Consider the following 23,796-nt stretch of genomic DNA (forward strand, 5'->3'; position numbering starts at 1 on the left):
TGTGCGGGCCTCAACGGTTGGCGTCGGAGTGCGTCATGGCGGTATAGAACAGCCAGGACACCAACAGAATGATCAGGAAGTACACCAGGGAAAACGCCGCCGCCGGGCCCAGGTCGAATTGACCGATAGCCATCTGCGTCAGGGTCTGGCTGAGGAACGTGGTGGCGTTGCCCGGCCCGCCGCCGGTGAGGACGAACGGCTCGGTGTAGATCATGAAGCTGTCCATGAAGCGCAACATCACCGCGATCAGCAGCACGCTCTTCATCTTCGGCAACTGGATGTGCCGGAACACCGCCCAGTTCGACGCCCGGTCGATTCGCGCCGCTTGATAATAGACGTCCGGAATCGCCCGCAACCCCGAATAGCACAGCAGCGCCACCAGCGAAGTCCAGTGCCAGACGTCCATCACCAGCACCGTGACCCAGGCGTCCATGGTGTTGGCCGCGTAGTTGTAATTGATGCCCATCGCATTGAGCGTCGAGCCCAGCAGGCCAATGTCGGCGCGCCCGAAAATCTGCCAGATGGTGCCCACCACGTTCCACGGAATCAGCAACGGAATCGCCAGGATGATCAGCACCAGGGACGACCACTTGCCCTTGGTCGGCATGGTCAGGGCGATGGCGATGCCCAAGGGAATCTCGATCAGCAGGACACACGCCGAGTAGATGAACTGGCGCAACAGCGAATCGTGCAGCCGTGGGTCGAGCAGCACCTGCCGGTACCAGTCGGCGCCGACGAAGTAGCGGCTGGACTGGTCGAAAATGTCCTGCACCGAATAGTTGACCACGGTCATCATCGGGATCACGGCACTGAAGGCCACCAGCAGGAACACCGGCAGCACCAGCCACCAGGCCTTGTTGTTCTGCACCTTGTTCATGGCTGCACCTCGCCTGCGGATTCAAGCAGATATTCATCGGCATAGACCATCAGCCATTGGCCCGGAAAACTGATGTACGCGGTGCCTTCCGGCACGGGCTTGTCTTCGGCGAGGCGGACCTTCAGCGGTGCGCCATCAAGGTTGAGGGTCAGGATCTTGTAGGTGCCGAGGTCCTCGACATGCACCACCTCAGCCCGCATCGCGTCGTCGTAAGGGCCGTCCCAGACATGAATGAATTCCGGGCGGATGCCGACCTTCAGGCTCTTGCCTTGCGCGTCGGCGACACGCCGTTGGAGGGTTTCGGACAGCGGCAAGTGGGTCGAGGCGAAACCGACGCCACCGGGCTGCGCCTGGACCTCGATCAGGTTCATGCCGGGGCTGCCGATGAAGTAGCCGACGAAGGTGTGGCTCGGGCGCTCGAACAGTTCACGCGGCGTGCCGAACTGCACGATCTGGCCGCCGTACATCACCGCGATCTTGTCGGCGAAGGTGGAGGCCTCCAACTGGTCGTGGGTCACGTAGACCATGGTGATGTTGAACTGCTCGTGGATCTGCTTGAGCTTGCGCCGCAGTTTCCATTTCAGGTGCGGGTCGATCACCGTCAGCGGCTCGTCGAACAGGATCGCCGAGACATCGTCGCGCACCAGCCCACGGCCCATGGAGACTTTCTGTTTTTCATCGGCGGTGAGGTTGCGGGCCTTCTTGTCCAGCAGGCTCTGCAGGTCGAGAACATCGGCGATTTCCTGCACCTTGGTGTGGATCCGCGCCTCGGCCATGCCCTGGTTGCGCAGTGGAAACGCCAGGTTATCGAACACCGTCATGGTGTCGTAGACCACCGGGAACTGGAACACCTGGGCGATGTTGCGCCGCTCCGGGGACAGTTCGTTGACGACTTTGCTGTCGAACATCACCTGCCCTTCGGAAGGGCTGAGCAAGCCGGAAATGATGTTGAGCAAGGTCGACTTGCCGCAACCCGAAGGCCCGAGCAGCGCATAGGCGCCGCCCTGCTCCCAGATGTGGTTCATCTCGCGGATCGCGTAGTCCTCGGGGCCCGCCGGGGTGCTGGTGTAGCTGTGGGCGAGGTTCTGCAAACGAATTTCGGCCATCAGGCAACCCTCGCGATACGTTGCCCCGGGGCTTGGACGAGCTTGCCCTGGGCATCGAAGACAAACAGTTTGTGGGTCGGGATGTAGATGCGGATCGGCGCGTCGACGTCGTATTCGTGCACGCCGGGCAAATGCAGGACCAGCAGGAAGTGTTCGTTGCGCACGTGCAGGAAGGTCTCGGAACCGCTGATCTCGGCCACCTCGACGGTGACCGCGAGTTCCAGGTCGTCATCGTTGCTCGGCACCAGGGAGATATGGCTGGGGCGCACACCGAAACGGAACTCGCCCTCGCCCACCGGACGCAGGTCGACGTTCAGCGGGAAGTGCACGAAGTTGGCGAAGCTGACTTCATTGCCGGCAATGCGTCCCGGCATGAGGTTGATCGGTGGTTCGGAAAACAGCTCGGCGGCCAGCACGGTTTGCGGTTGGTGATAAACGGAAGATGACTTGCCGCTCTGGATCACCCGGCCCTCATGCAGGATCGTCGTGGTGCCACCCAGGGCCAACGCTTCGTTCGGCTCGGTGGTGGCGTAGACGGCGATGGTGTGGCGAGCCTGGAACAGCTCGCGCATTTCCTGGCGCAGTTCTTCACGCAGCTTGTAGTCGAGGTTCACCAGCGGCTCGTCGAACAGGATCAGTTCGGCATCCTTGACCAGCGCACGGGCCATGGCGGTCCGTTGCTGCTGACCACCGGACAGCTCCAGCGGATGACGCTTGAGGAATTTTTCGATCCGCAGCATCTTCGCGGTTTCCAGGACCTTGCCTTGGATAATCTCTTCGGAAATACCGGCCTGGCGCAGCGGCGAGGCGATATTTTCGAATACGGTCATGGTCGGGTAGTTGATGAACTGCTGGTAGACCATCGACACATTGCGCAGCCGCACCGGCCGCTTGGTGACATCGACGCCGTTCATCAGGATGCGGCCGCTGTCGGGCTTGTCCAGACCGGCCATCAGGCGCATCAGGCTGGTCTTGCCGGACAGCGTGCGGCCCAGCAGAACGTTGAAGGATCCGGGTTCGAAACTCAGATTGGCATCGTCGATCCAGGTCTGGCCTTCGACGGTGCGACAGATGTGCTCAAGCTGTAATGACATGGCTCGGCCTTTTTATTATTTGGAGTCAAGCGACCCGAGTGCAAAAGCGAAAGCCGTGCCAGAAATCACAAGCTGTTGATTATGCTTGGCTTTCTTTTTCTGACGGTAAAACTGGCGTTCATTGCTGAACAGAAGTGAACAATCAGGGATGAACAATTGAACAACGGGCCGGTTGACAATGAACAATTTTGAACAACACTGAATGAACGCTACCGGCTGGCCTGGTCACCGCCCTTGTGGGAGCGAGCCTGCTCGCGAAAGCGGTGTGTCAGCCGACATCAATGCAACTGGTCCACCGCCTTCGCGAGCAGGCTCGCTCCCACAGAATCTGTGTATGGATTGATATTCAGGCCTGCCCCAGCACAAGGACTCTGTGCGAGACTTGCCACAACAATAAAAACAGCACCTGCGAGAGTGCCCCATGGCCGCACCTGCTCCTGCCTTGTCCCACGAGGCCATCATTCAGGCTTCCTGGTCCCGTTGCCGCGCCTTTGGCCTCAATCACCAGAGCGTCCCGGCGTTCGACCCATTGCCGGCCGAGGGCATCGCCCAGTTACTGGAAAGCCAGCATTCACTGGTGCAGACCACTCACCAGGAAGTCCTGCCGTACTACGAGAACATCCTGAGCAATTCCAACTGCCTGATCATGCTGGCCGATAACCAGGGCCAGGTGCTGACCTCCTGGGGCACCCAGCGCTTCATCGAGCCGAAACTGGCCCACGGTTTCAGCGCCGGAGCGAGCTGGATGGAGCGCTGCACCGGCACCAACGCCATCGGCACCGCGCTGGCCTGTGAACAGGCGGTACACATCGAACACGATGAACATTTCCTCAAGGCCAACCGTTTCATGACCGGCTCCGCCGCGCCGATCTTCGATGCCGAGCGCAAGGTCATTGCGGTGCTGGACGTCTCCAGCGACAGCTACCTGCCGCCATCCCATACGCTGGGCATGGTCAAGATGATGAGCCAGACGGTGGAGAACCGGCTGATCCTCAATCTGTTTCGCGGTGAACACTTCCAGCTCACCTTCAACACCGGACTGAACAACCTCGACAGCCAATGGGCCGGGCTGTTGATTTTCGATGAGAGCGGCCAGGTGCTCTCGGCCAACCGCCGCGCCGACAACCTGTTGGGCCTCAGCCTGTCACGGGTAAGCATCGAAAGCCTGTTCAAGGTTTCGCTGATGGAACTGCTCAATCAACCCGACGGCCTGCCGTTCGCCTTGCAGGCGTCCGGGCGCAATCGGTTCCAGTGCCTGCTCAATCGGCCGAAGCAGGTGTCGGTCAAGCCGCGCATCTTTGCCGAAACGACGCCCTCGCCAGCGCCCGCCAATACCGGGATCAGCCTCAACACCCTGCACTTTGGCGACAGTCGCGTGGAAAAAGCCGTGCGCCAGGCCGAGCGCCTGTTGGAGAAAGACATTCCGCTGCTGATCCACGGCGAGACCGGCGTCGGCAAGGAAGTCTTCGTCAAGGCTTTGCATCAGGCCAGTTCGCGTTGCAAGCAGGCGTTTATCGCAGTCAACTGCGCGGCGATCCCCGCCGAGTTGGTCGAGTCGGAATTGTTCGGTTATGAAAAAGGCGCCTTCACCGGCGCCAACCAGAAGGGCAGCATCGGCCTGATCCGCAAGGCTGATCGCGGCACGTTGTTTCTCGATGAAATCGGCGACATGCCGCTGCCGACCCAGGCCCGCTTGCTGCGGGTCCTGCAGGAACGCTGCGTACAACCGGTGGGCAGCGCCGAGCTGTTCCCGGTGGACATCCGCATCATCTCCGCCACCAACCGCTCGCTGCGCGAACAGGTGCAACTGGGGCGATTTCGTGAAGACCTCTACTACCGCATCGGCGGTCTGACCCTGGAATTGCCGCCCCTGCGCGAACGCAGCGACAAGCAGGCGCTGTTCAAGCGCCTCTGGGAACACCACCGCGAGCCGACCCAATGGGCCGGCCTGAGCCGCGAAGTCCTGGAGCTGTTCGAACGCCACCCCTGGCCGGGCAACCTGCGGCAAGTCAGCAGCGTGCTGCAAGTGGCCCTGGCAATGGCCGAAGAACAACCGATCCGCCCGGAACATCTGCCCGATGACTTTTTTGTCGACCTGGAAATGGAGCCGGTGGAAACACCGGAACCGCTGGCAGTGGACCTGAACGACGCCGAAGACCTGAACCGCCAGTTGCAGGCCGTCGGCGGCAATATTTCCCACCTGGCACGACGCCTCGGCGTCAGCCGCAATACCTTGTACAAACGTCTGCGGCAGTTGGAAAACGTCGGATCAGCCGGCATCAACGGTGACTGATGCACCGCTTTCGCGAGCAAGCTCGCTCCCACATGGGGCTTGGGGTGAATGCGAAACCTGAGAACAACGCAGAAAAAATGTGGGAGCGGGCCTGCTCGCGAAGGCGTCGGGTCAGCCAACATCAACGTTGAATGACACACCGCTTTTCGCGAGCAAGCCCACAGATTGCGTTTCTTACTTGACTGGCATTATCAAGCAACAGATCAGTCGAAGGCACCGTTGAGCACTTCGTAAATGATGCCGCTGGCGATCGCCACCAGAATCAAATCGGTACCAACCTGCTGCCATTCGTAACCGTCATAGCGCGGCAGATGTCCCAGCAAACGTCCGTCGAGCTTCTTGGCGATGCCGGGGGGCAGCGGCTTGCCCCGGGCGAGGTTCTTCTGGATCCCCGGCGGCAGTGCCGAGCCAGGGCTCCAGTAATCGCGATAACCGCCAATCACACCCAGAACACCGCCACGGTCGATGCTCGGCCCGTTATGCCAATCGCTGCCACCACCGCCCTGGTTGCCTTTGCCTCCCTGGTTGCCTTTATTGCCAGCATTGCCTTGGTTACCCTTATTGCCAGCATTACCCTGGCCGCCCTTGTTGCCCTGCCCGCCCTTGCCTCCTTGTCCCTGACCTTGATCGACCTGAGCGTTGCCCTTGCCATTGCCCGGGTCCGCGACAGCAAGGCCGGGGCCCGCCACCAAGGCAAAACAGGTCACTGCAGCAATCAACGAGCGCGATTTGAACATGGCAGTACTCTCAAAAAAGGGAAGAGTCCCTGTAAAGATATAGAGACTAACGGTGATGTTAGTTCCATATCACGCTACGTGTCGGTTACCTGCACACGATGCCGCCCTGAACCACGCGGTCAGGCGGCAACTGACCCGGTTTTGTCGTATCAGTGACTTATTCCTGAGGCATGGTTGAAACGCTGCCGCCTCGACAGGCGTCGACACTTGCCACCGGTCGCCTGTGACAAGCCGTGCGCATGACACAGGCACGTCTGGCTCAAGGTTTGCAGCGGACCTTGTACGCAGCGCAGGACGACGTCTTTCTGGCGCGGCAGCAAATTCTCAACGCTTGGTCAGCCACCGGAGATGTACCGTGTCAACTCTCAATGAAATCGCAGCGAACCACGCGAGAATGGCAAAATTAAAGGAAGAAGAGTCGATGCGGTTGAGCGCGCTTCAAAGCCAGATAGTTGGCAGTCTTGAGTTGCCAGCGACGCAAACGGAACAGCAGATGCCGCTGCACTTTCTGACAATCGTCCCAGACCACGCTTTTGCAGATGCCATGCTCTGAGTGCGTCCTGAATGTTGGATGAAACCCGTCGCCCGTTTGATTGAGCGGGCGATTCGGCATGACCTGCCTTTGCGGTTTCCAGCGCCGTCGTGAACTTCCCGTCTGCCCTCGCAAGACCAGCGTGATGCCCATCACAGATCAGAAAGCCATTTAAGCAACTGTTGCGGTATTTTTGCGCGCGAACGCTTATAAAGCGGGCAGCAATAGCGCATTAGCCAAAGACCAAGAAAAACAGCGCAGGATTCTCGGAAGAACGATCTTTTTGATGGAACACCAGGAGCAGCGAAAAATGAGCACGACTGAACAAATACAAAGCAGCGGAAAATACAGCGCCAAATGGCAGGAACGTTTCGACTTCTTTGATACCTATGGCGCGCCAAACGACCCGCGCTACAAGGAAGCCGTCAAGACCCTGCCGGACTTCAAAAAGAAAATCCTGATCAACGCCAACGTGATCGCGTTTTTCTTTGGTCCTATCTACCTTTTTGTCTTGGGCCTGTGGAAGAAGAACCTGGCGCTGCTCGGAATCTTCCTGGCGATCAACATCGTATTGAGCGTGATTTTCGCCATCATCGGCATGGATTTTCCGCGGCCGTTGAGCATGGGTCTGAACATCGCCATGTCGATGATGTATGCGCTAATGACCAACTACGCCTACTACCTGAAGGAAATCAAAGGCGAGCAAGGCTGGAATCCGCTCAAAGGCATGCGTCTCTGATTTCCGGCTCAGTCGCAGCGCCCTATAAAAATGACGCAAACAGCCCCGCCTGATGGTCCATTGGATGTCGCCTGGCGTTTCCAGGCCTTTCACAGGAACTCGACAATGGCTGACGACTTGAGCAATCGCGGGCCCCAGGACCGGAACCGCATCAACACTTCCGAAGATTGGGAATTAAGATATTGGGCGAAAGAATTCGGCGTGACCGAAGACCAGCTCAAGGCAGCGGTCAAGGCCGTTGGGCCGGTGGCCGATGATGTTCGCAGGCAACTGAAGAAATAAAATAAAGCCCTACATCACTGTAGGGCTTTTTTGTAACGACGTACCTCGTCTTGGCGTCGCTCGATCAGCTCGTTAGAAAAAATGAATTACCCGTCAAGGCGTTCGGTCAACAATTATGAACGCAGTAATCTGACGAGGTAACAGCGATGACTATCGAAGCAGAGACACTCGTACAACTGACCGAAGCACTTCAGAAGCGTGGGATGGTGCTGGTATCCGACGTGGCGTTTATCCGAGCGCCTTACAGGGAGGATCATCATTGGATTTGCATGGTGGAATAATCGGCAAGTTGTACTGGCGGCGCTGATAACGTTTGCGCCGCCAGCCTCCGTCTAACGGGATGTAAATCCGCACTGAGGCAGTGCGCAATTTCCGAGGCCGATCATGAAGACCCCGGTGGAATACCCTCTTTGTTGAAGTCCTTCAAACGCTCACGCTCCTGCTCGGTGGAGTGGGCGGGCGTGTCGTCCTTGGGTTGTTCGTTTTTCTTCTCGTCGGTCATGGGTTTGCCCTCTCGTTGATAACAGGTTGGGCACATCAGGCCGGTGGCAGTTCAATCAATACGCGGTTCACAGGTCCGCTACGGTACGTCGTCCCGCACGCCCCCCAGTCTCAATTCTCGCAGTCCGCTGTTGCCCATGAATCGAATCACGACACCCTCCCCCCGCGTCAAGGCAAGCACATGGTCGATCAACTCACCTTGACTGTCAGCCTGCAGGATCGGTTTGTAGCCATGAGATTTATAAAGTGTCCAACGGTCGTTTTCGAACTCGATCCTGTACACATCCACTGCCAGGCGCTCCGATTGTGTTGTCGGTAGATACGCCACGGTGCTTCAGTGTTCCGGTTTGTTGTCGAGCGGAACCGACGTACGCTCAGACCTCGCCAAATCGAACGCGGGCCGCGCGAAAATCCGCCAGGTAAAACGCGAGGAATGGACGCTGCCAGTGCTCAAGGCCGACCTCGCGACAGCGCCCGCTGACCCGATCCGCAAGTACCGCGCAGTGTTCGCCGAAGGCAAAGGCGTCGCATGGCCGAAAGCGGACAGTTACAACTCACGAAAGAAAATCGAAACGACCAGTGTCGCGCAGTGGATCGAACAGCATTTGCGGTTATGGGCGGGGCGCCCGGGAAAGCCCGGGGCCAAGCCGGACTTCAGTGAAGGACTCTACGGCTCTCTCCGATCCTGATGCGATCAAGCGCACGGTTTAACGCATCCAGCGCCTTTAACAGTGCCTCGGCTTCAACTTCCCGGCCATCGCCCCACAGGCGCTCAGCCATTTTGTTGAGCGCCAGAATTGATCGCTCGATTTCGGCAGCACTCGCTGTCGTGTTGTCATCCGGCTGTTTCTTTGGCATTACCTTGGCGCTTCTTAAGTTGATCGGTCTCTTCGATGAATCGCCAGGCACCGCCCCGCTCAAGCCCAGATGGCCGTCTCGGTATTGATCTCGGCGACAGACGTAGCGTTGAACTGCCGCTGACGGTGCAGATCATCGCGCATTTTAGGGTAATTGAATTTCCTGGCCCCCAGTTCTTTCAGAACAAGGCCTGAAATCTTGTAGGTGCCGCAGTCAGCGCAGTTGACGAGCTCACCACCTTGGTTCTCTTCGGACTGTTGTGCTTCCAGCCCGCATAGATAACATCTCATACCTGATCTCCTGTTAGCCGATGCTTAGAAGATCGTCTCGTAATGGTTGAAGTTTCAACGGCTTGATCGCCTGCACCTCATGATTGCAGGATCCCGGACCCTCCAATCTGCTTTCGGGGGTGCCTATGGACAGGTAACAGTCTCGTGAGACTGCCGCTTGGTCCACAAGGTACGACCGTTGATTGCACTCTTGAACCATGCCTCGGTAACCGCATAGCATTTGCCCTCCCAGGTCTCGACAAATGTCCTTGGATAACCCTCAGGCTCATATCCACCCAGGCGCATCCAGTTTGGATCTGGCGAGGTGACTGTCCTATAAGGCATGCAGGCTGCCAGTACTACCAGCGACAATGCCAAGACTACCGTTTTCATATGAATTCCAGTCAATTGGAAGGCGTGTATAGCACACCGCGCTCTTGAGATTTACCGCGGCTGGAAACGCGGGGTATAGACGGATGGGGTGTTTTCCCAACGTGAGCTACGACGAAGAGCTCCTGCGAGTGACGCAGTACAACCCACCTTGACTGGCGGAAAGCGGAAAGACAGGGACAAGCCGTAATAGGAGTTCACCTGTAACCGGACCGTCGCGTAATTGTTGTATGGCCGCGTTTTCCTCGTCCTTGCATCTGTCGCCCATAAGATCATTGGCGCGAGTGACAATGAGGAAACAGCGGCAGACCTCGATTTGAACACATGATCGTTTTCCAACTCACTGTGACGCCAATCTGGTGATGCTCGCTCCCTGCGGGCTCGGCTTTTGAAGAAGGCACGGAAACGGCGCAAAGGGTTTGAATCGGACAGGGTCATCTCTATCCGTTCCTGCGCCATCTCGTTCTTTGCCTGAACGATTTGCCTTGCCAGGTTTATCGCCGTCTTTTTGAACACCCTTTGAAGCGCCTGCTCCTCGGTTTCGTTTTCCAGCGGTTTAACGTTCATCTCGGAAAACGTGAACAACGTTCTGTCGCTGAGCACGTAAAACGTGCCGCGAATTTTTTGTATATTGCCCTGAAAGGTAAAGTCCATTGAACAGAACGCATGTTCGTCCATGTTTATGTAGTACAGCGGCTCACCCAAGAGGTTTCGAACGTTACCGTCCTGGTGAATCCGGCCCAAGGGCGCCCCATCGCTGCCATTGCCTTTGAAGACCAGGTAGCGGCCGTTCGTGTAGTTGTACGGCGTTAACGGTTCCAGTTTACCCATTCCCTGCACACCCATGCCCCTTTCCCACAACGCTATCAGGTCAGGACTACCGATGCTCATTATCTTCTGGCGGTTGCTTGCCTGGCTGCTGATGTGTCCGCTGGAAAACTTACCTTCAAGAGGGGCATACAACTCCCGGTCTCAGGCGCAGGCAGCCAGAGGCCAACCGATGCGTGCTGCACGGAGCAGGCTGGCCCTGACCACCAAACGGTGAAATGGGGCAATAACGAAGATATAGGCCCGGCCAAAACGGTTGTGGCACCGGACCACGGTTGAAAACACCAGTTGGCGACTGCCTTCTGGCTCCGCTTCTTCAGAACACAGGATCGATATCCGAAAGTCGAGGTGCTTGTCGTCCTCTCCCAACACGATTTCAGTCTGGTCTGTGCTGTAGACCTTGAAGGCGCCAACCCGATTGGCCAGTGAGGCCAGATGTCTGGCTGTCTTGAGTCCAAAACAGGCAACGATAGTGTCCCGGACTGTCAGGAGCCATCCGATCCAGGAGGGCTGGTGGGAAAGGATGAATCGAGCCAGTAAATCCGGGCTACAGGATGTGCCCGCCGGGAGCCGAATCGCAAAGGCATCCGCCAGGTCCATCGGCTTGTAAAGGTGGGTAATACCGGACCTTGAGGGGACAGGCACGGACTTAATGAACTCGAATTCTCGCATCGGGGATCCTTCCTTAGTTTCCAGCTACGAATTGGATGACATGCCATGTCGATAAATGCGAGGTAGAGCTCTTGGTGCCCGCTACAGGCAGACCAGAAAGCGACGTCGCACTGAGCTTGTTAACGTTTGCTGGTGTGCGAAGCATAGCAATCAACTGCGCACCATACGCAGTCTGTATGGCGCGAAATATCGAGCGAAATAACCGGCGATAAACCTGACTCTTAGGGCAGAGGCGGATCCGACACGAAACCCGTCGGAATATTGAGAAAGGAATGCCAGGCATCTACAGCGTCATGATGCCGCTGGGCAGCGTCCTCCCAAAAAGGACCGGATACCTCTTTCGCAGAGACCAGCATCATCATCTTTATCGTCGCAGCATCCAGCTCTTTGAGAAGCTCATGGGATGTGGCCCTGAATTCTTCGAACGACGTCATTGCATTTGCCTCGGGCGGTGTTCACCGCAATTGAGAAATACATATTCCTCGATAAGTGGAGTCCCCCGAGCCGCAGTAATTCCGAACGACCGGACCGCCGGTAAATTCATTTCGAGGCAATGTTCACAACCCGCGGACTTGGCTTGCTAAGAAGACCAGGAAAAACGATGGTTACTACCTCGCTAAGAACACCTGACGGCGAACTCATCTGAAGGATAGTGCCTACATATCAGAAACGAAGAAAACCAATACAGATGTATTCGACGCCAGAAGCGGAACACCGCGTAACATTTGCTAACGCTTCAAATCATGATATGCATTGAAGTTCTGGAACAACTTCCCAGATCATGATCGCAAAAAAACAGTCAACCAAAAAACAAGGATCAGCCATGAAAGTATTTTTCTACGCCTCTTTCAACGACGAAGGGAATAGAATTCACTTGGTTCGCACGGCCGAAACACCCTTCGAGAGCCTCCCTGGCAATATTCAGGAAATCTACAGAAAGATTGAGGTTAACGAATACGACGTCAATCCAGATGATCTATCAAGCCACTGGTGGTTATGCAAGGAGCTCGTCGACAACCTTTGCACGAAAGGCTGGGAGGCGTGCGTTTGGGCGCGTGTTAACAGCTGCGCCTGAATAAAACCTCCCGCAGACGTTTGGCCTGCCATTGACCGCCTCAAAACCAACAAAAGGATTCGTTAGTGACTTCAGTTTATAAGCGCGTGGTGACTTATCGCTGCCTTGGAACTATTTATCATCAAGGCTTGGCATTTGGTGAAGCAGGGCGAAAGCTAATTGACTCGAAGCAGAGTAATCTGTTCGTGCCAGGAATGATCAATATCTGTCTTGCCACGGAAATATTTTTAAAATCAATCAACGCAACGATGACTTATGTTCTCGATGAAGAGGACGAACTGCCTGACGGGATTGCGATATCCCAAGGACGTGATGAGTCTCTCAAAATCGCACCTGGCGGACAAGGACATCATCTCAGCAAACTATACGAAAAGCTGCCAGACGAGGCTAAAGAATCAATCAAGACATTCGCCATTAAAGAAGGATACAGTGGCGATATCGCCTACGGACTACGGCAATATGACAAGGTTTTCGTAGAGTGGCGTTATATCTACGAAAAAAATGACCCTGGCGCCTTAGGCACGCATCCCCTCTTCCCGATTTGCAATGCCATCGACGCCTACTGCCGAGGGAATATCGAGAAGGCATTTGGGGCAGTTGACGAAAAGCTCGAAGAGTCCCATCCGGATTTCGAGGCCAAGTAATCTGCAAAGAAGGCCCCAGTGCAATCCGCCGGGGCTTTCTTCCGACATCAGTGCTGCCGCGAGTTCTAAATAAATTATCTTCTGGTGTGATGCTTCGTGTTTAGCGCTTGAAAAGTATATTGCACCGGCTACACCAGCCTTCAGCTGCGCTCCGGTTCATTGGAAAACGGAAGAGAGGATGACTTGTATCGGCAACCGTCAAAACCAGTGAGAATTTTATGAACCTACGCCGAATTTCGTCAGTTGGGACGCTCATGCCTGCCCCATCGACTATTTGAAGAACGCCGCCCGATACCCAGCTGTCAATCTGTTGCCACTCGAACTGCCAGCCTGTTACCCACGTAAAGTCTCGAATTTGATAGTCGCCGGTGACACTTTGGCATTGAGCGAGTTTCTTGTTGGACAGGTCAAAGACAAAAAACAGGGCGTTCGGATAGCCGAGCATCTGAGCACCGTCCAGGCTCAGACCTTCTTTTAGGTTGATGGATGTCACCAGTGCTTTTGCTCGTCGCTTACGCCATATCAAATACCCTATAGCGAGACAAAAAATAGAAAAAGAAGCCCCGAAGAGCTGACGTCCTTCGACTGTAAGCTTATCGGGCGAAAACCGTATCATGCCCCACACGAGTCCTATCGTTACCAGCCCCGATAACCAAGCGGCAGGAACCACTATCCTGTTAGCGAGGCTAACTCCGAGCGTCCTCAAACAGCTTTCCATGACTGTATCCAATACCACTTAAAGAAGAACTCGCAGGCTATCACTCACAGAGCGCCAACTCATAGGGCTTGGCCAGCAATGCGCGGGTGCGTGCCTCAACAGGGCTTCGTTTGCTTGCTCGCGGAGAAAACCTCACCGTTGGCCGGCTAATTTCTTCAGCTTTCCAGAGCCATCATCCACGTATGCAGATAAACCCAGAAACGCAGCGAGCTCGCGGGCGAGCTGTTTCTGTTGGTTGACTTCTTTTCCGCCGACACGGCGAGCGATTAACAAGCGCCCGTTTTCATACTCGACATAAATACCGTAGGACTTGCTAAAAATAGCCAGGTGGCCGTCGGGTTTGAGCACTATTCGCAGCGGTGTGCGTTTCGTTAGTGGATACCGCCCGAGAAAAGCCACACCAGACGCCTGCACCGCCAGTGGAGCGCGCTCGCTGATATCTCTGCCCAGTTGATATACCCACCACATCACAACCAGGCTCGCGAGGATGATGCCCGGCCATTCCCTCCCCGGCAACGACAGGCCGGTCGACAAGCTGATACAAAAGATCGCCGTGATTGCCCAAGGTGTCTGGCGAAGCAGTGGGACAAAAAATAAACGACCGATGCCGATCTTCGGCCGGATGATGAAAACCTCGTTGGAGCCAAGTGGTGTCATCCGTAATCTCTGCTGCAGCCTGAAGGAAAAGATAGGTAAAGGGGCAAATTTATTTTCCAACCAACTGCCAGTTCCAAGCGAATCCATTCGATAAGAACTCACAAACGCCGGAAGAAAAATAAATCGGTCCCCTTTTTTATGGACCGCTCCGTTTCCTACGAAGCGCCTTCATGCTAGCGGGCGTCCGGCATGGGGGGTACCTATTTTTGCAAGGTAGCGGCTAGATGCGTCATCCTGTGGCCCCCTCGAACCATGGACGGTCATTATGAGCAAACGCTTGCCGAACACTTTTTCGCCTATTACGAAAATGTTGTACATCGCTGCGCTAGGAATCTTATCGCTCATCCAGCCTTTGTCTTCCTTTGCGGATAACGCCAACGGCAAGACCCTCTATTTGCAGAGGTGTGCCATGTGCCATGGAACAGACCTCAAGGCAACGGGACCACTGGCTAGAAAAAGCAACCCACCCACACCAGACCTCACGACGTCCGCCTTCCAAAAGCGACTGAGTGATTATCCAGGCGTTATCGTGTCCTCGATAATCCTTCGTCCGAATGGCGACTTGATTCCAAACACGTTGCGAGAGAACGGTGTCAGGTTACCGCCACATGCTTGGAGCGTTATGGATCTGCGCGATTTGAATCAGTATATGAGCGGGGTGATTGGGAGAAATCGGTGAATTGAAACGAAAAGCAGCGCTTGAATCCGGGGCCCACGCGCTTAGCTGTTTATGCAATTAGACATCGCCGACGCTACCGCCAGACAGGAATCGATTGATGATCATCGAGACCGCTTGCACCGGAGAGGCAGAGGCCGTGTCTATGCAAAACGGTGCTTTGACCCATGGCTCATATTCATGATCCAGGACTGACTGCCAAGTGGATGGTATCAGCCCGGGAATATCACCCGCTCTTGTTTCGACCCGGCGTCGATGTTCGTGTTTATCGGAGCAGATCACTTCAATGTTTGCCAATAGGCTACCAGCCCGTAAGGCGATGTCGCTCCACGCGATTCGGCTTTCCAGGACGGGATTGACGCAATCAACGATGACGATGCCGCCCAAGCGTAGATTACTCAGGGCCAGCTCATTAGCAACCATGTAACCACTGCGCCCCACATCTTGCGCAAAAGCGCCAGAGTTTCGAATCGCCTGCTCAATCGTATCGACGCGCAGGTACACGGCGCCCGTCGTAACGGCAAGATCCTTGGCAATAGTCGTTTTTCCGGTGCCGGGAAGGCCGCTGAAGACGATAAGCATTCCATTTCCTTTGATAGTGGGCTAATCCAGTGCAGGCAGTCGTTTTCCCGAGGCGGCCTCAGAAAATAGAAAAGGTGAAAAAGGGGACGCCAGCACTACCCCCTATCCGCCTTCTTCCGGCAGCTCACGGCGGATTGCCAAACGGATCATCGCGCGCCAAACGCAGCCCTGATCGTCCCGGACATTGAAGGATGCTGCGCATCAGCATCTTGACTTACAGTATCCAACTGGATACGGTCAGCGCATGAACTATCTCATCCAGCAAACGCAGACATTCTCTGCTTGGCATTCATCGATCCGTGACCTGCGAGCAAAAATCGCCATCGCCCGCCGCATTGATCGTGCCGCAGCAGGCAACTTGGGCGATGTGAAAGCGGTCGGTGATGGGATTTCAGAGTTGCGCGTGGACGTAGGCGCTGGGTACAGGGTCTATTTCACCATGCGCGGTGGAGTGGTCATCGTGCTACTGGCAGGTGGTGACAAATCTTCACAAAATGCTGATATTCGGCGAGCGAAAAAATTGGCAAAGGAGATTTGAACATGAGCCAAAACCTGACGACATTTGATATGGCTGCGCTGCTCGATAGCGATGAAGCAATCAGCGAATACCTTTCTCAGGTGTTGGCTGACGGTGACAGCGAGGAGTTTCTTCGAGCGATAGGTTACGTAGCCAAGGCCCGCGGCATGGCCCAGATCGCCAAAGACTCCGGCTTGGGGCGAGAAAGCTTATACAAGGCGTTCGCACCTGGATCAAAACCGAGATTTGATACCGTGCTCAAGGTCATTCATGCGCTAGGCATTGATCTTCATGCGCAGCCTGGGCATGGAGCCGTACATTCGCCTACATAAGTATGCGGCGAAAAAGGGGACGGATTTATTTTCTAACCGGTTGCCAGTTCCGAGTGAGTCCATTCTATGAGAACTCTCAGAGCGCCGGAGCAAAAAACAAATCTGTCCCTTTTTCTTATCTTTTACTAAACAAGGACGAACTGCTTCATCGCCGCCATCATGGCAATGACCAAAATGGCTAGCCCTATCGCCGACGTCCATTGGGCTGAAGGGCTTTCTGAAAACCAAGAGCCTTTGGCGGGGTACTTCCCTAAGGTGAGGGCCTTCATTAAAGGCCAGCCGATAGGGAAGCAAATCGCTTGGAAAACGTAGTCAACCAGCACACCCAATAGTTCACTCAAAGGCCAGATCCCGCTTAATTCCCAGTCATCAAATTTTGCAAGCCACCTGCGGAGACGCAGCAGGCGTCAGCGTTTGTGGGATCACCATTGAAGTGCCTGGCAAAGGTGTCACTTCGAGAACCGCCAACACGCAAATAAGCGCCTGCTCGCCATCTTTGCCTGGTCTGCTATCCACCCCTACCACAGCTTCGTAGTCTTTCCCTGGTTCCAGCTTGTAAACAAGCGCCTGGCCAGCGCAGGATCTGTAGGAGCTGCCATTGCCCGCGATGGTCGCGCCCCAGGTCGCAATTTGGAATGGCAGATCCGTCCTGACGCGATACTCGGTTACGACTTCTTTATATGCCCCTTCCCCCATCCGAATCGCAGGGATGTACTGGGTAAGACTGGGCCAGATTCTTTTCGGCATGCCAAGGTCTGACGATTTCAGGGGATACTGCGGATAGTTGATATTCGCCGTCCCGTCACGCCCGAAACGTCCGGCTTCAGCCATCTTGTGCCGGGTAGCAGGAGCACAACTGCCAACGATGCTATCGCCGTACACATCGGAGTTGGTGATAACGCGAACACGCGCAATTGCCTCTGATTGAGCAGGCTCTTCGTATGGAACTGAGGGAATTCCAGAACAACCCGCAAGTACTACACCAAAAAGCGTTATGAGAGTGACAACCCGCATGACCATTTCCTTATGTATTCGAAGTTCGTCCATTGGAAAATGGAACAACCCAGCCGTACGAGCTTCAGCCAACAAAAAAGGGCCCACCTTTCGGTGAGCCCTTCTAGACCGCCCAGCAGAGCGGATTTTGTTTGGTAGGCGCGATTGGACTCGAACCAACGACCCCCACCATGTCAAGGTGGTGCTCTAACCAACTGAGCTACGTGCCTGCTGTGAGGCGGCATTCTACGGAATTCCAAAAGGGTGTCAACACCTTTTTTTCACCTAACCCTATGAATATGCAAAATATTTAATTGCGCCAACGCGACGAAGATTTTGCGCTGGCTGGCGGCGGATTTTTATCTCGGGTAGGATCGGCGCATTCGTAAAAAATATAAAACAGAGGTTCCAGAATGGCGAACACATCCTACCCAGCGTCCTATTACGCCGCATCGGCGAATCCGGCGCCGTCGCGCCCTGCCCTGCAGGATGACGTTGAAACCGATGTCTGCGTCATCGGCGCGGGCTATACGGGGTTGTCTGCTGCATTGTTTCTGCTGGAGCACGGCTTCAAGGTCACGGTTGTCGAGGCGGCCAGGGTCGGCTTTGGCGCCTCGGGTCGTAACGGCGGGCAGATCGTCAACAGCTATAGCCGCGACATTGATGTGATCGAACGCAGTGTCGGCCCTCGGCAGGCACAGTTGCTGGGCAACATGGCGTTCGAGGGCGGCCGGATCATTCGTGAGCGGGTGGCGAAGTATCAGATTCAGTGTGATTTGAAGGACGGCGGTGTGTTCGCCGCTCTCACCGCCAAGCAGATGGGCCATCTGGAGTCGCAGAAGCGTTTATGGGAGCGTTTCGGGCATACCCAGCTGGAACTGCTGGATCAGCGGCGTATCCGCGAGGTGGTGGCTTGCGACGAGTATGTCGGCGGGATGCTGGACATGAGCGGCGGGCATATTCATCCGCTCAACCTGGCCCTGGGCGAAGCGGCGGCGGTCGAGTCGCTGGGCGGGGTGATTCATGAACAATCGCCGGCGGTGCGCATCGAGCGCGGCGCCAGTCCGGTTGTGCATACCCCGCAGGGCAAGGTCAGGGCCAAGTTCATTATCGTGGCGGGTAATGCTTACCTGGGCAACCTGGTGCCTGAGCTGGCGGCCAAGTCCATGCCTTGCGGTACGCAGGTGATTGCCACCGAGCCGTTGGGCGATGAGTTGGCTCAACGTCTGCTGCCCCAGGATTATTGCGTCGAAGACTGCAACTACTTGCTCGATTACTACCGGCTGACAGGCGATAAGCGTCTGATCTTCGGTGGCGGCGTGGTGTATGGCGCGCGGGATCCAGCGAATATCGAAGCGATCATCCGGCCGAAGATGCTCAAGGCGTTTCCGCAACTCAAGGATGTGAAGATCGATTACGCCTGGACCGGAAATTTCCTGCTGACACTGTCGCGTCTTCCGCAGGTCGGACGGCTGGGGGATAACATTTATTATTCCCAGGGCTGCAGTGGCCATGGCGTGACGTATACGCATCTGGCGGGCAAGGTCCTGGCCGAGGCACTGCGAGGTCAGGCGGAGCGTTTTGATGCGTTTGCGGACCTGCCTCACTACCCGTTCCCGGGCGGGCAGTTGTTGCGTACGCCGTTTGCGGCGATGGGGGCCTGGTATTACGGGTTGCGGGATCGGCTGGGGTTCTGAGGCGAGTTCGACATTTCACCGAAGGGCTGCTTTGCAGCCCAGCGGGAGCAAGCTCCCTCGCCACAGGGGCTTGTTCCGATCTTCAAATCCCAGAAACAAAAAACCCCGGTCTTTCGACCAGGGTCTTTGCTATCGATTGGAAGAAGCTTTTCAGCTTTCTTCCTAGCTTCAAGGCGTTCAGTGGGCCTCGAAGCAGATATGGCGCAGCGGACGGGACTCGAACCCGCGACCCCCGGCGTGACAGGCCGGTATTCTAACCGACTGAACTACCGCTGCGCGTCGGTGGAGGCTTTTGACAGCTTCCATCTTGCTTTCGCAAGACTCTCAAGAAACATGGTGGGTGATGACGGGATCGAACCGCCGACATTCTGCTTGTAAGGCAGACGCTCTCCCGGCTGAGCTAATCACCCTTTGCTGCGTTGAGGCCGCGAAATTTACGCAGGTACCGATGCTAAGTCAATAGCAGGATTGAGTTTTTTTCAAAAACAGCTTCGAGCGGCAAGCCTCAAGCTGCAAGTCAGAACCACCAGCAGCACCCAATCGCTTGCAGCTTGTCGCTCGCCACTTGCAGCTGCCGTTTATTCGTAGATCATTTTCTTGGTCATGCCACCGTCCACGACAAACTCCTGCCCGGTAACAAAACCGGCGTTGCGCGACAACAGCCACGCCACCATCGCCGCCACGTCCTCCACCGTGCCTACCCTGCCCGCCGGATGCTGGGCATGATCGGCGTCGGTCAACGGCTGCGCACGACGTTGCGAGGGGTCTCGCGCATCGATCCAGCCGGGGCTGACGGCATTGACCCGGATCTCCGGCCCAAGGCTGATCGCCAGGGCATGGGTCAGCGCCAACAGGCCACCCTTGCTCGCCGCATAAGCCTCGGTGTCGGGCTCCGATTGCGCGGCGCGGGTCGAGGCCAGGTTGACGATGGCGCCGTTATGGGCTCGCAGGTAAGGCGCGCAGTGCTTGGCCAGCAGCATCGGCCCGCCCAGGTTCACCGCCAGGACCCGATTCCAGTGAGCCAGGTCGAGGCTTTCCAGGGTGATGTTGTGCGGGTCGGCAATGGCCGCGTTGCATACCAGCGCGTCGAGCCGGCCGAACTGCCCGAGCACTTCGGCGATGCCGGTGGCGACCTGCCCTTCATCCGCCACGTCCATGCCGATGAACCAGGCATTGTCGCCCAAGGCCTTCGCCACCCTGGAGCCGCGCTGGCGGTCCAGGTCGGTCAAGACGACCTGCCAACCTTCGCAGATCAGCCAGGCGGCAATGCCCAGGCCGATCCCCCGTGCCGCGCCCGTTACCAGGGCAACCCGGCCATGAGTACCGCTCGGCGGCGTTGCCAGCTCGATCACAAGGCCGCCAACCCGCGGGCCAGGTCGGCTTGCAGGTCCGCTACGTCTTCCAGGCCGACCGCGACGCGGATCAGGCTGTCACGGATGCCCGCCGCTTCACGCTCTTGCGGCGAGAGACGCCCGTGAGAGGTGGTGCTTGGGTGCGTGATGGTGGTCTTGCTGTCACCCAGGTTGGCGGTGATGGAAATCAACCGGGTGGCATCGATGAAACGCCAGGCGCCCTCCTTGCCGCCCTTGACCTCGAAGCTCACCACCGCGCCAAAACCACGCTGCTGACGTGCCGCCAGGTCATGTTGCGGATGACTCTTGAGGCCGGCGTAATGGACTTTCTCGACGCCGTCCTGCTGTTCCAGCCACTCGGCCAGGACCTGGGCGTTGGCGCAATGCGCTTTCATCCGCAGGCCGAGGGTCTCCAGGCCCTTGAGGAAGATCCAGGCGTTGAACGGGCTGAGGGTCGGTCCTGCGGTGCGCAAGAAGCCCACCACTTCTTTCATCTGCTCGCCACGACCGGCGACCACGCCGCCCATGCAACGACCCTGGCCGTCGATGAACTTGGTGGCTGAGTGCACCACCACGTCCGCGCCCAGCTTGAGCGGCTGCTGCAGCGCCGGCGTGCAGAAGCAGTTGTCGACCACCAGCATGGCGCCTTTGGCATGGGCGATTTCCGCCAACGCGGCGATATCCACCAACTCGGCGAGCGGGTTGGACGGCGATTCGACGAACAACAGTTTGGTGTTGGCCTTGATCGCCGCATCCCAACCCGACAAATCCGCCAGCGGCACGTAGTCGACTTCGACACCGAAGCGCTTGAAGTACTTTTCAAACAGGCTGATGGTCGAGCCGAAGACGCTGCGCGACACCAGTACATGATCACCGGCGCTGCACAGGCTCATGACCACGGCCATGATCGCGGCCATGCCGGTGGCGGTGGCAACCGCTTGCTCGGCGCCTTCCAGGGCGGCAATGCGCTCCTCGAAAGCCCGCACGGTGGGATTGGTATAACGCGAATAGACGTTGCCCGGCACTTCACCGGCAAATCGCGCCGCGGCATCGGCAGCGGTGCGGAAGACGTAGCTGGAGGTGAAGAACATCGGATCGCCATGTTCGGCTTCCGGTGTACGGTGCTGGCCCGCGCGAACCGCCAGGGTATCGAACGCTACGCCCTCAAGGTCGCTGTCCAGCCGACCGGCATCCCAATCCTGACTCATGCTGCCACTCCTTCTATCGCTTGAACGCAAACCGGCCCCTCGGGGCCGGTTCGTTACTCAGTTGTTGTACAGATCGATGATCGCGCTGACCGCCTGGGTCTTGGCCTTGGACGCATCGTTACGGGCGTTCTCGATCCGGTTCAGGTAGGCCTCGTCGATATCGCCGGTAACGTACTTGCCGTCGAATACCGCGCAATCGAACTGCTCGATCTTGATCTTGCCGCCACCGACCGCTTCGATCAGGTCCGGCAGGTCCTGGTAGATCAGCCAATCGGCGCCGATCAGGTCGGCCACTTCCTGAGTCGTGCGGTTATGAGCGATCAGCTCATGGGCACTCGGCATGTCGATGCCGTAGACGTTCGGGTAACGCACGGCCGGGGCCGCGGAGCAGAAATACACGTTCTTGGCGCCGGCTTCGCGGGCCATCTGGATGATCTGCTTGCAAGTGGTGCCGCGCACGATGGAGTCGTCCACCAGCATCACGTTCTTGCCGCGAAATTCCAGCTCGATGGCGTTGAGCTTCTGGCGTACGGATTTTTTCCGCGCGGCCTGGCCCGGCATGATGAAAGTGCGGCCGATGTAGCGGTTCTTCACGAAGCCTTCGCGGAACTTCACACCCAGGTGGTTCGCCAGTTCCAGGGCCGCGGTGCGGCTGGTGTCCGGGATCGGGATGACCACGTCGATGTCGTGGTCCGGACGCTCGCGCAGGATCTTGTCGGCCAGTTTCTCGCCCATGCGCAGGCGCGCCTTGTAGACCGAGATACCGTCGATGATCGAGTCCGGACGCGCCAGGTAGACGTGTTCGAAGATGCACGGGGTCAGGCTCGGGTTGGTCGCGCACTGGCGGGTGAAAAGCTTGCCGTCTTCAGTGATGTAGACCGCTTCGCCCGGCGCCAGGTCGCGAATCAGGGTGAAGCCGAGCACGTCCAGGGACACGCTCTCGGAGGCGATCATGTACTCGACACCTTCGTCGGTGTGGCGCTGGCCGAACACGATTGGGCGGATGCCATGCGGGTCGCGGAAACCGACGATGCCGTAGCCGGTGATCATCGCCACCACCGAGTAGCCACCGACACAACGGTTATGCACGTCGGTCACGGCGGCGAACACGTCTTCTTCGGTTGGCTGCAGCTTGCCGCGCTGGGCCAGCTCGTGGGCGAACACGTTGAGCATCACTTCCGAGTCGGAACTGGTGTTGACGTGGCGCAGATCGGATTCGTAGATTTCCTTGGCCAACTGCTCGACGTTGGTCAGGTTGCCGTTGTGCGCCAGGGTGATGCCGTACGGCGAGTTGACGTAGAACGGCTGGGCCTCGGCCGAGGTCGAGCTGCCCGCTGTCGGGTAGCGCACATGGCCGATACCCATGTGGCCGACCAGGCGCTGCATGTGACGCTGATGGAACACGTCACGCACCAGGCCATTGTCCTTGCGCAGGAACAACCGGCCGTCATGGCTGGTCACGATACCGGCAGCGTCCTGGCCGCGGTGCTGGAGCACGGTTAGCGCGTCATACAGCGCCTGATTGACGTTCGACTTACCGACGATACCGACGATGCCACACATGCGACGCAACCCCTACTTAATGGATCTGAACTGAACAACACTCACTGCGGCGTTTTGGCCATCGGCAAGAGCTGTTCCTTGAACGGTATTTCAGCGGGTACGCTGATACCGCTGGCAAGCCACTGACTGCTCCAACCCAGGATCAGGTTCTTGGACCAGTCTGCGACCAATAGAAATTGTGGCACGAGCCGGGACTCCTGCCACCACGTATCCTGCTGTACCGGCCCCAGGCTCAACAGCCCGACGGCCACGACCACCAGCAACGCGCCACGCGCCGCGCCGAAGGCCATGCCCAGGAACCGGTCCGTCCCGGAAAGCCCGGTGACGCGAATCAGTTCGCCGATCAGATAATTGATCATTGCGCCAACCAGCAAGGTGGCGATAAACAAGATGGCACAGCCCGCGATGACGCGGGCCGACGGTGTTTCGATGTATCCGGCGAGGTACTGGGACAGCGAGCCACCAAACATCCAGGCCACGACTCCCGCAATGATCCAGGTCAGCAGCGAGAGCGCTTCCTTGACGAAGCCGCGACTCAGACTGATCAATGCAGAGATGGCGACGATTGCAACGATCGCCCAGTCAACCCAGGTAAATGGCACGG

General features: G+C 57.1%; 28 protein-coding genes and 3 tRNA genes. 10 read left to right on the top strand and 21 right to left on the bottom strand.

The features are described from left to right. Nucleotides 1-10 precede the first annotated feature (10 nt). From PSH78_RS17490 to PSH78_RS17500, 3 genes are read right to left on the bottom strand one after another with little or no spacing between them, the layout of a single operon-like run. A complete protein-coding gene (locus PSH78_RS17490; RefSeq protein WP_305495771.1) occupies nt 11-877 on the bottom strand; it encodes a carbohydrate ABC transporter permease in 867 nt (288 codons plus the stop codon). Beyond that, complete coding sequence (locus tag PSH78_RS17495; RefSeq protein WP_305495773.1) at nt 874-1,983, bottom strand: ABC transporter ATP-binding protein; 1,110 nt, start codon at nt 1,981-1,983, stop codon at nt 874-876. The genes PSH78_RS17490 and PSH78_RS17495 overlap by 4 nt, the downstream gene beginning before the upstream one ends. Beyond that, nucleotides 1,983-3,077, bottom strand: a complete 1,095-nt coding sequence (locus tag PSH78_RS17500; protein WP_305495775.1) for an ABC transporter ATP-binding protein — start codon at nt 3,075-3,077, stop codon at nt 1,983-1,985. Before PSH78_RS17500 ends, PSH78_RS17495 begins: the two co-directional genes overlap by 1 nt. 421 nt (nt 3,078-3,498) lie before the next feature. On the opposite strand from PSH78_RS17500, the gene PSH78_RS17505 reads away from it, so the two are divergent. After that, nucleotides 3,499-5,370, top strand: coding sequence for a sigma-54-dependent Fis family transcriptional regulator (locus tag PSH78_RS17505; protein WP_305495777.1), 1,872 nt, complete (start codon nt 3,499-3,501; stop codon nt 5,368-5,370). 203 nt (nt 5,371-5,573) lie between these two features. Here the strand turns inward: PSH78_RS17505 and PSH78_RS17510 are convergent, their stop codons facing one another. Next, complete coding sequence (locus tag PSH78_RS17510; protein ID WP_305495779.1) at nt 5,574-6,107, bottom strand: anti-virulence regulator CigR family protein; 534 nt, start codon at nt 6,105-6,107, stop codon at nt 5,574-5,576. Nucleotides 6,108-6,462: 355 nt separating this feature from the next. Between PSH78_RS17510 and PSH78_RS17515 the strand changes: the two genes are divergently transcribed. From PSH78_RS17515 to PSH78_RS17525, 3 genes are all read left to right on the top strand, one after another. Continuing rightward, the gene (locus PSH78_RS17515; protein WP_305495781.1) at nt 6,463-6,660 is read left to right on the top strand and encodes a hypothetical protein; all 198 of its coding nucleotides are present in this window, start codon (nt 6,463-6,465) and stop codon (nt 6,658-6,660) included. A 289-nt stretch (nt 6,661-6,949) separates the two neighbouring features. Then, the gene (locus tag PSH78_RS17520; protein ID WP_305495783.1) at nt 6,950-7,378 is read left to right on the top strand and encodes a DUF2628 domain-containing protein; all 429 of its coding nucleotides are present in this window, start codon (nt 6,950-6,952) and stop codon (nt 7,376-7,378) included. A 105-nt stretch (nt 7,379-7,483) separates the two neighbouring features. Further along, nucleotides 7,484-7,660 (top strand): DUF3606 domain-containing protein, encoded by a 177-nt coding sequence (locus PSH78_RS17525; protein ID WP_305495785.1) that lies wholly within the window; start codon nt 7,484-7,486, stop codon nt 7,658-7,660. 1,155 nt (nt 7,661-8,815) lie between these two features. Here the strand turns inward: PSH78_RS17525 and PSH78_RS17530 are convergent. The 5 genes from PSH78_RS17530 to PSH78_RS17550 form a co-directional block, all read right to left on the bottom strand. Beyond that, on the bottom strand, nt 8,816-9,019 hold the full coding sequence (locus PSH78_RS17530; protein WP_305495786.1) for a hypothetical protein: 204 nt from the start codon (nt 9,017-9,019) through the stop codon (nt 8,816-8,818). Nucleotides 9,020-9,078: 59 nt separating this feature from the next. Beyond that, nucleotides 9,079-9,309: a hypothetical protein gene (locus PSH78_RS17535; RefSeq protein WP_305495788.1), complete on the bottom strand. Its 231-nt coding sequence runs from the start codon at nt 9,307-9,309 to the stop codon at nt 9,079-9,081. A gap of 423 nt (nt 9,310-9,732) precedes the next feature. Then, nucleotides 9,733-10,641, bottom strand: coding sequence for a hypothetical protein (locus PSH78_RS17540; RefSeq protein ID WP_305495790.1), 909 nt, complete (start codon nt 10,639-10,641; stop codon nt 9,733-9,735). Between the two features lie 9 nt (nt 10,642-10,650). Continuing rightward, nucleotides 10,651-11,178, bottom strand: a complete 528-nt coding sequence (locus PSH78_RS17545) for a DUF2867 domain-containing protein (protein WP_305495791.1) — start codon at nt 11,176-11,178, stop codon at nt 10,651-10,653. Between the two features lie 221 nt (nt 11,179-11,399). Continuing rightward, the gene (locus PSH78_RS17550; protein WP_305495793.1) at nt 11,400-11,612 is read right to left on the bottom strand and encodes a hypothetical protein; all 213 of its coding nucleotides are present in this window, start codon (nt 11,610-11,612) and stop codon (nt 11,400-11,402) included. Nucleotides 11,613-12,001: 389 nt separating this feature from the next. On the opposite strand from PSH78_RS17550, the gene PSH78_RS17555 reads away from it, so the two are divergent. After that, entirely contained in the window at nt 12,002-12,253 is a 252-nt protein-coding gene (locus PSH78_RS17555) for a hypothetical protein (protein WP_305495795.1), read from the top strand. A 65-nt stretch (nt 12,254-12,318) separates the two neighbouring features. Then, nucleotides 12,319-12,897, top strand: coding sequence for a hypothetical protein (locus PSH78_RS17560; RefSeq protein WP_305495797.1), 579 nt, complete (start codon nt 12,319-12,321; stop codon nt 12,895-12,897). Nucleotides 12,898-12,997: 100 nt separating this feature from the next. On the opposite strand, the gene PSH78_RS17565 is transcribed toward PSH78_RS17560, so the two are convergent. Beyond that, complete coding sequence (locus PSH78_RS17565; RefSeq protein WP_305495799.1) at nt 12,998-13,390, bottom strand: hypothetical protein; 393 nt, start codon at nt 13,388-13,390, stop codon at nt 12,998-13,000. 357 nt (nt 13,391-13,747) lie between these two features. Continuing rightward, nucleotides 13,748-14,272 (bottom strand): hypothetical protein, encoded by a 525-nt coding sequence (locus PSH78_RS17570; protein ID WP_305495801.1) that lies wholly within the window; start codon nt 14,270-14,272, stop codon nt 13,748-13,750. Between the two features lie 265 nt (nt 14,273-14,537). On the opposite strand from PSH78_RS17570, the gene PSH78_RS17575 reads away from it, so the two are divergent. Then, the gene (locus PSH78_RS17575) at nt 14,538-14,951 is read left to right on the top strand and encodes a cytochrome c (RefSeq protein WP_305495802.1); all 414 of its coding nucleotides are present in this window, start codon (nt 14,538-14,540) and stop codon (nt 14,949-14,951) included. Nucleotides 14,952-15,008: 57 nt separating this feature from the next. Here PSH78_RS17575 and PSH78_RS17580 read toward each other — a convergent pair whose 3' ends face one another. Continuing rightward, nucleotides 15,009-15,530 carry an AAA family ATPase gene (locus tag PSH78_RS17580; RefSeq protein ID WP_305495804.1) on the bottom strand — a complete coding sequence of 174 codons (522 nt, stop codon included), beginning with the start codon at nt 15,528-15,530 and terminating at the stop codon, nt 15,009-15,011. A gap of 244 nt (nt 15,531-15,774) precedes the next feature. On the opposite strand from PSH78_RS17580, the gene PSH78_RS17585 reads away from it, so the two are divergent. Next, nucleotides 15,775-16,068, top strand: coding sequence for a type II toxin-antitoxin system RelE/ParE family toxin (locus PSH78_RS17585; protein WP_305495806.1), 294 nt, complete (start codon nt 15,775-15,777; stop codon nt 16,066-16,068). Between the two features lie 2 nt (nt 16,069-16,070). Continuing rightward, a complete protein-coding gene (locus PSH78_RS17590) occupies nt 16,071-16,379 on the top strand; it encodes an addiction module antidote protein (protein WP_305495807.1) in 309 nt (102 codons plus the stop codon). A 125-nt stretch (nt 16,380-16,504) separates the two neighbouring features. On the opposite strand, the gene PSH78_RS17595 is transcribed toward PSH78_RS17590, so the two are convergent. From PSH78_RS17595 to PSH78_RS17605, 3 genes are all read right to left on the bottom strand, one after another. After that, nucleotides 16,505-16,720, bottom strand: a complete 216-nt coding sequence (locus PSH78_RS17595) for a hypothetical protein (protein WP_305495808.1) — start codon at nt 16,718-16,720, stop codon at nt 16,505-16,507. A 28-nt stretch (nt 16,721-16,748) separates the two neighbouring features. Continuing rightward, nucleotides 16,749-17,393, bottom strand: a complete 645-nt coding sequence (locus PSH78_RS17600) for a hypothetical protein (protein ID WP_305495810.1) — start codon at nt 17,391-17,393, stop codon at nt 16,749-16,751. A 132-nt stretch (nt 17,394-17,525) separates the two neighbouring features. Further along, a tRNA-Val gene (locus PSH78_RS17605) sits at nt 17,526-17,602 on the bottom strand. A 183-nt stretch (nt 17,603-17,785) separates the two neighbouring features. On the opposite strand from PSH78_RS17605, the gene PSH78_RS17610 reads away from it, so the two are divergent. Beyond that, entirely contained in the window at nt 17,786-19,069 is a 1,284-nt protein-coding gene (locus PSH78_RS17610) for an FAD-binding oxidoreductase (protein ID WP_305495811.1), read from the top strand. A gap of 199 nt (nt 19,070-19,268) precedes the next feature. Here the strand turns inward: PSH78_RS17610 and PSH78_RS17615 are convergent. The 6 genes from PSH78_RS17615 to PSH78_RS17640 form a co-directional block, all read right to left on the bottom strand. After that, nucleotides 19,269-19,345: transfer RNA gene (locus PSH78_RS17615), tRNA-Asp, on the bottom strand. A gap of 58 nt (nt 19,346-19,403) precedes the next feature. Beyond that, a tRNA-Val gene (locus PSH78_RS17620) sits at nt 19,404-19,479 on the bottom strand. Between the two features lie 168 nt (nt 19,480-19,647). Further along, a complete protein-coding gene (locus tag PSH78_RS17625) occupies nt 19,648-20,421 on the bottom strand; it encodes an SDR family oxidoreductase (RefSeq protein WP_305495812.1) in 774 nt (257 codons plus the stop codon). Continuing rightward, nucleotides 20,418-21,629 (bottom strand): O-succinylhomoserine sulfhydrylase, encoded by a 1,212-nt coding sequence (locus PSH78_RS17630; protein WP_305495813.1) that lies wholly within the window; start codon nt 21,627-21,629, stop codon nt 20,418-20,420. Before PSH78_RS17630 ends, PSH78_RS17625 begins: the two co-directional genes overlap by 4 nt. 57 nt (nt 21,630-21,686) lie before the next feature. Further along, a complete protein-coding gene (gene purF / locus PSH78_RS17635; RefSeq protein ID WP_305495814.1) occupies nt 21,687-23,192 on the bottom strand; it encodes an amidophosphoribosyltransferase in 1,506 nt (501 codons plus the stop codon). 41 nt (nt 23,193-23,233) lie between these two features. After that, nucleotides 23,234-23,794, bottom strand: coding sequence for a CvpA family protein (locus tag PSH78_RS17640; protein WP_039593931.1), 561 nt, complete (start codon nt 23,792-23,794; stop codon nt 23,234-23,236). Nucleotides 23,795-23,796 lie beyond the last annotated feature (2 nt).

Origin of the sequence: Pseudomonas sp. FP198, assembly GCF_030687895.1 — a bacterium.
Classification (GTDB): Bacteria; Pseudomonadota; Gammaproteobacteria; order Pseudomonadales; family Pseudomonadaceae; genus Aquipseudomonas.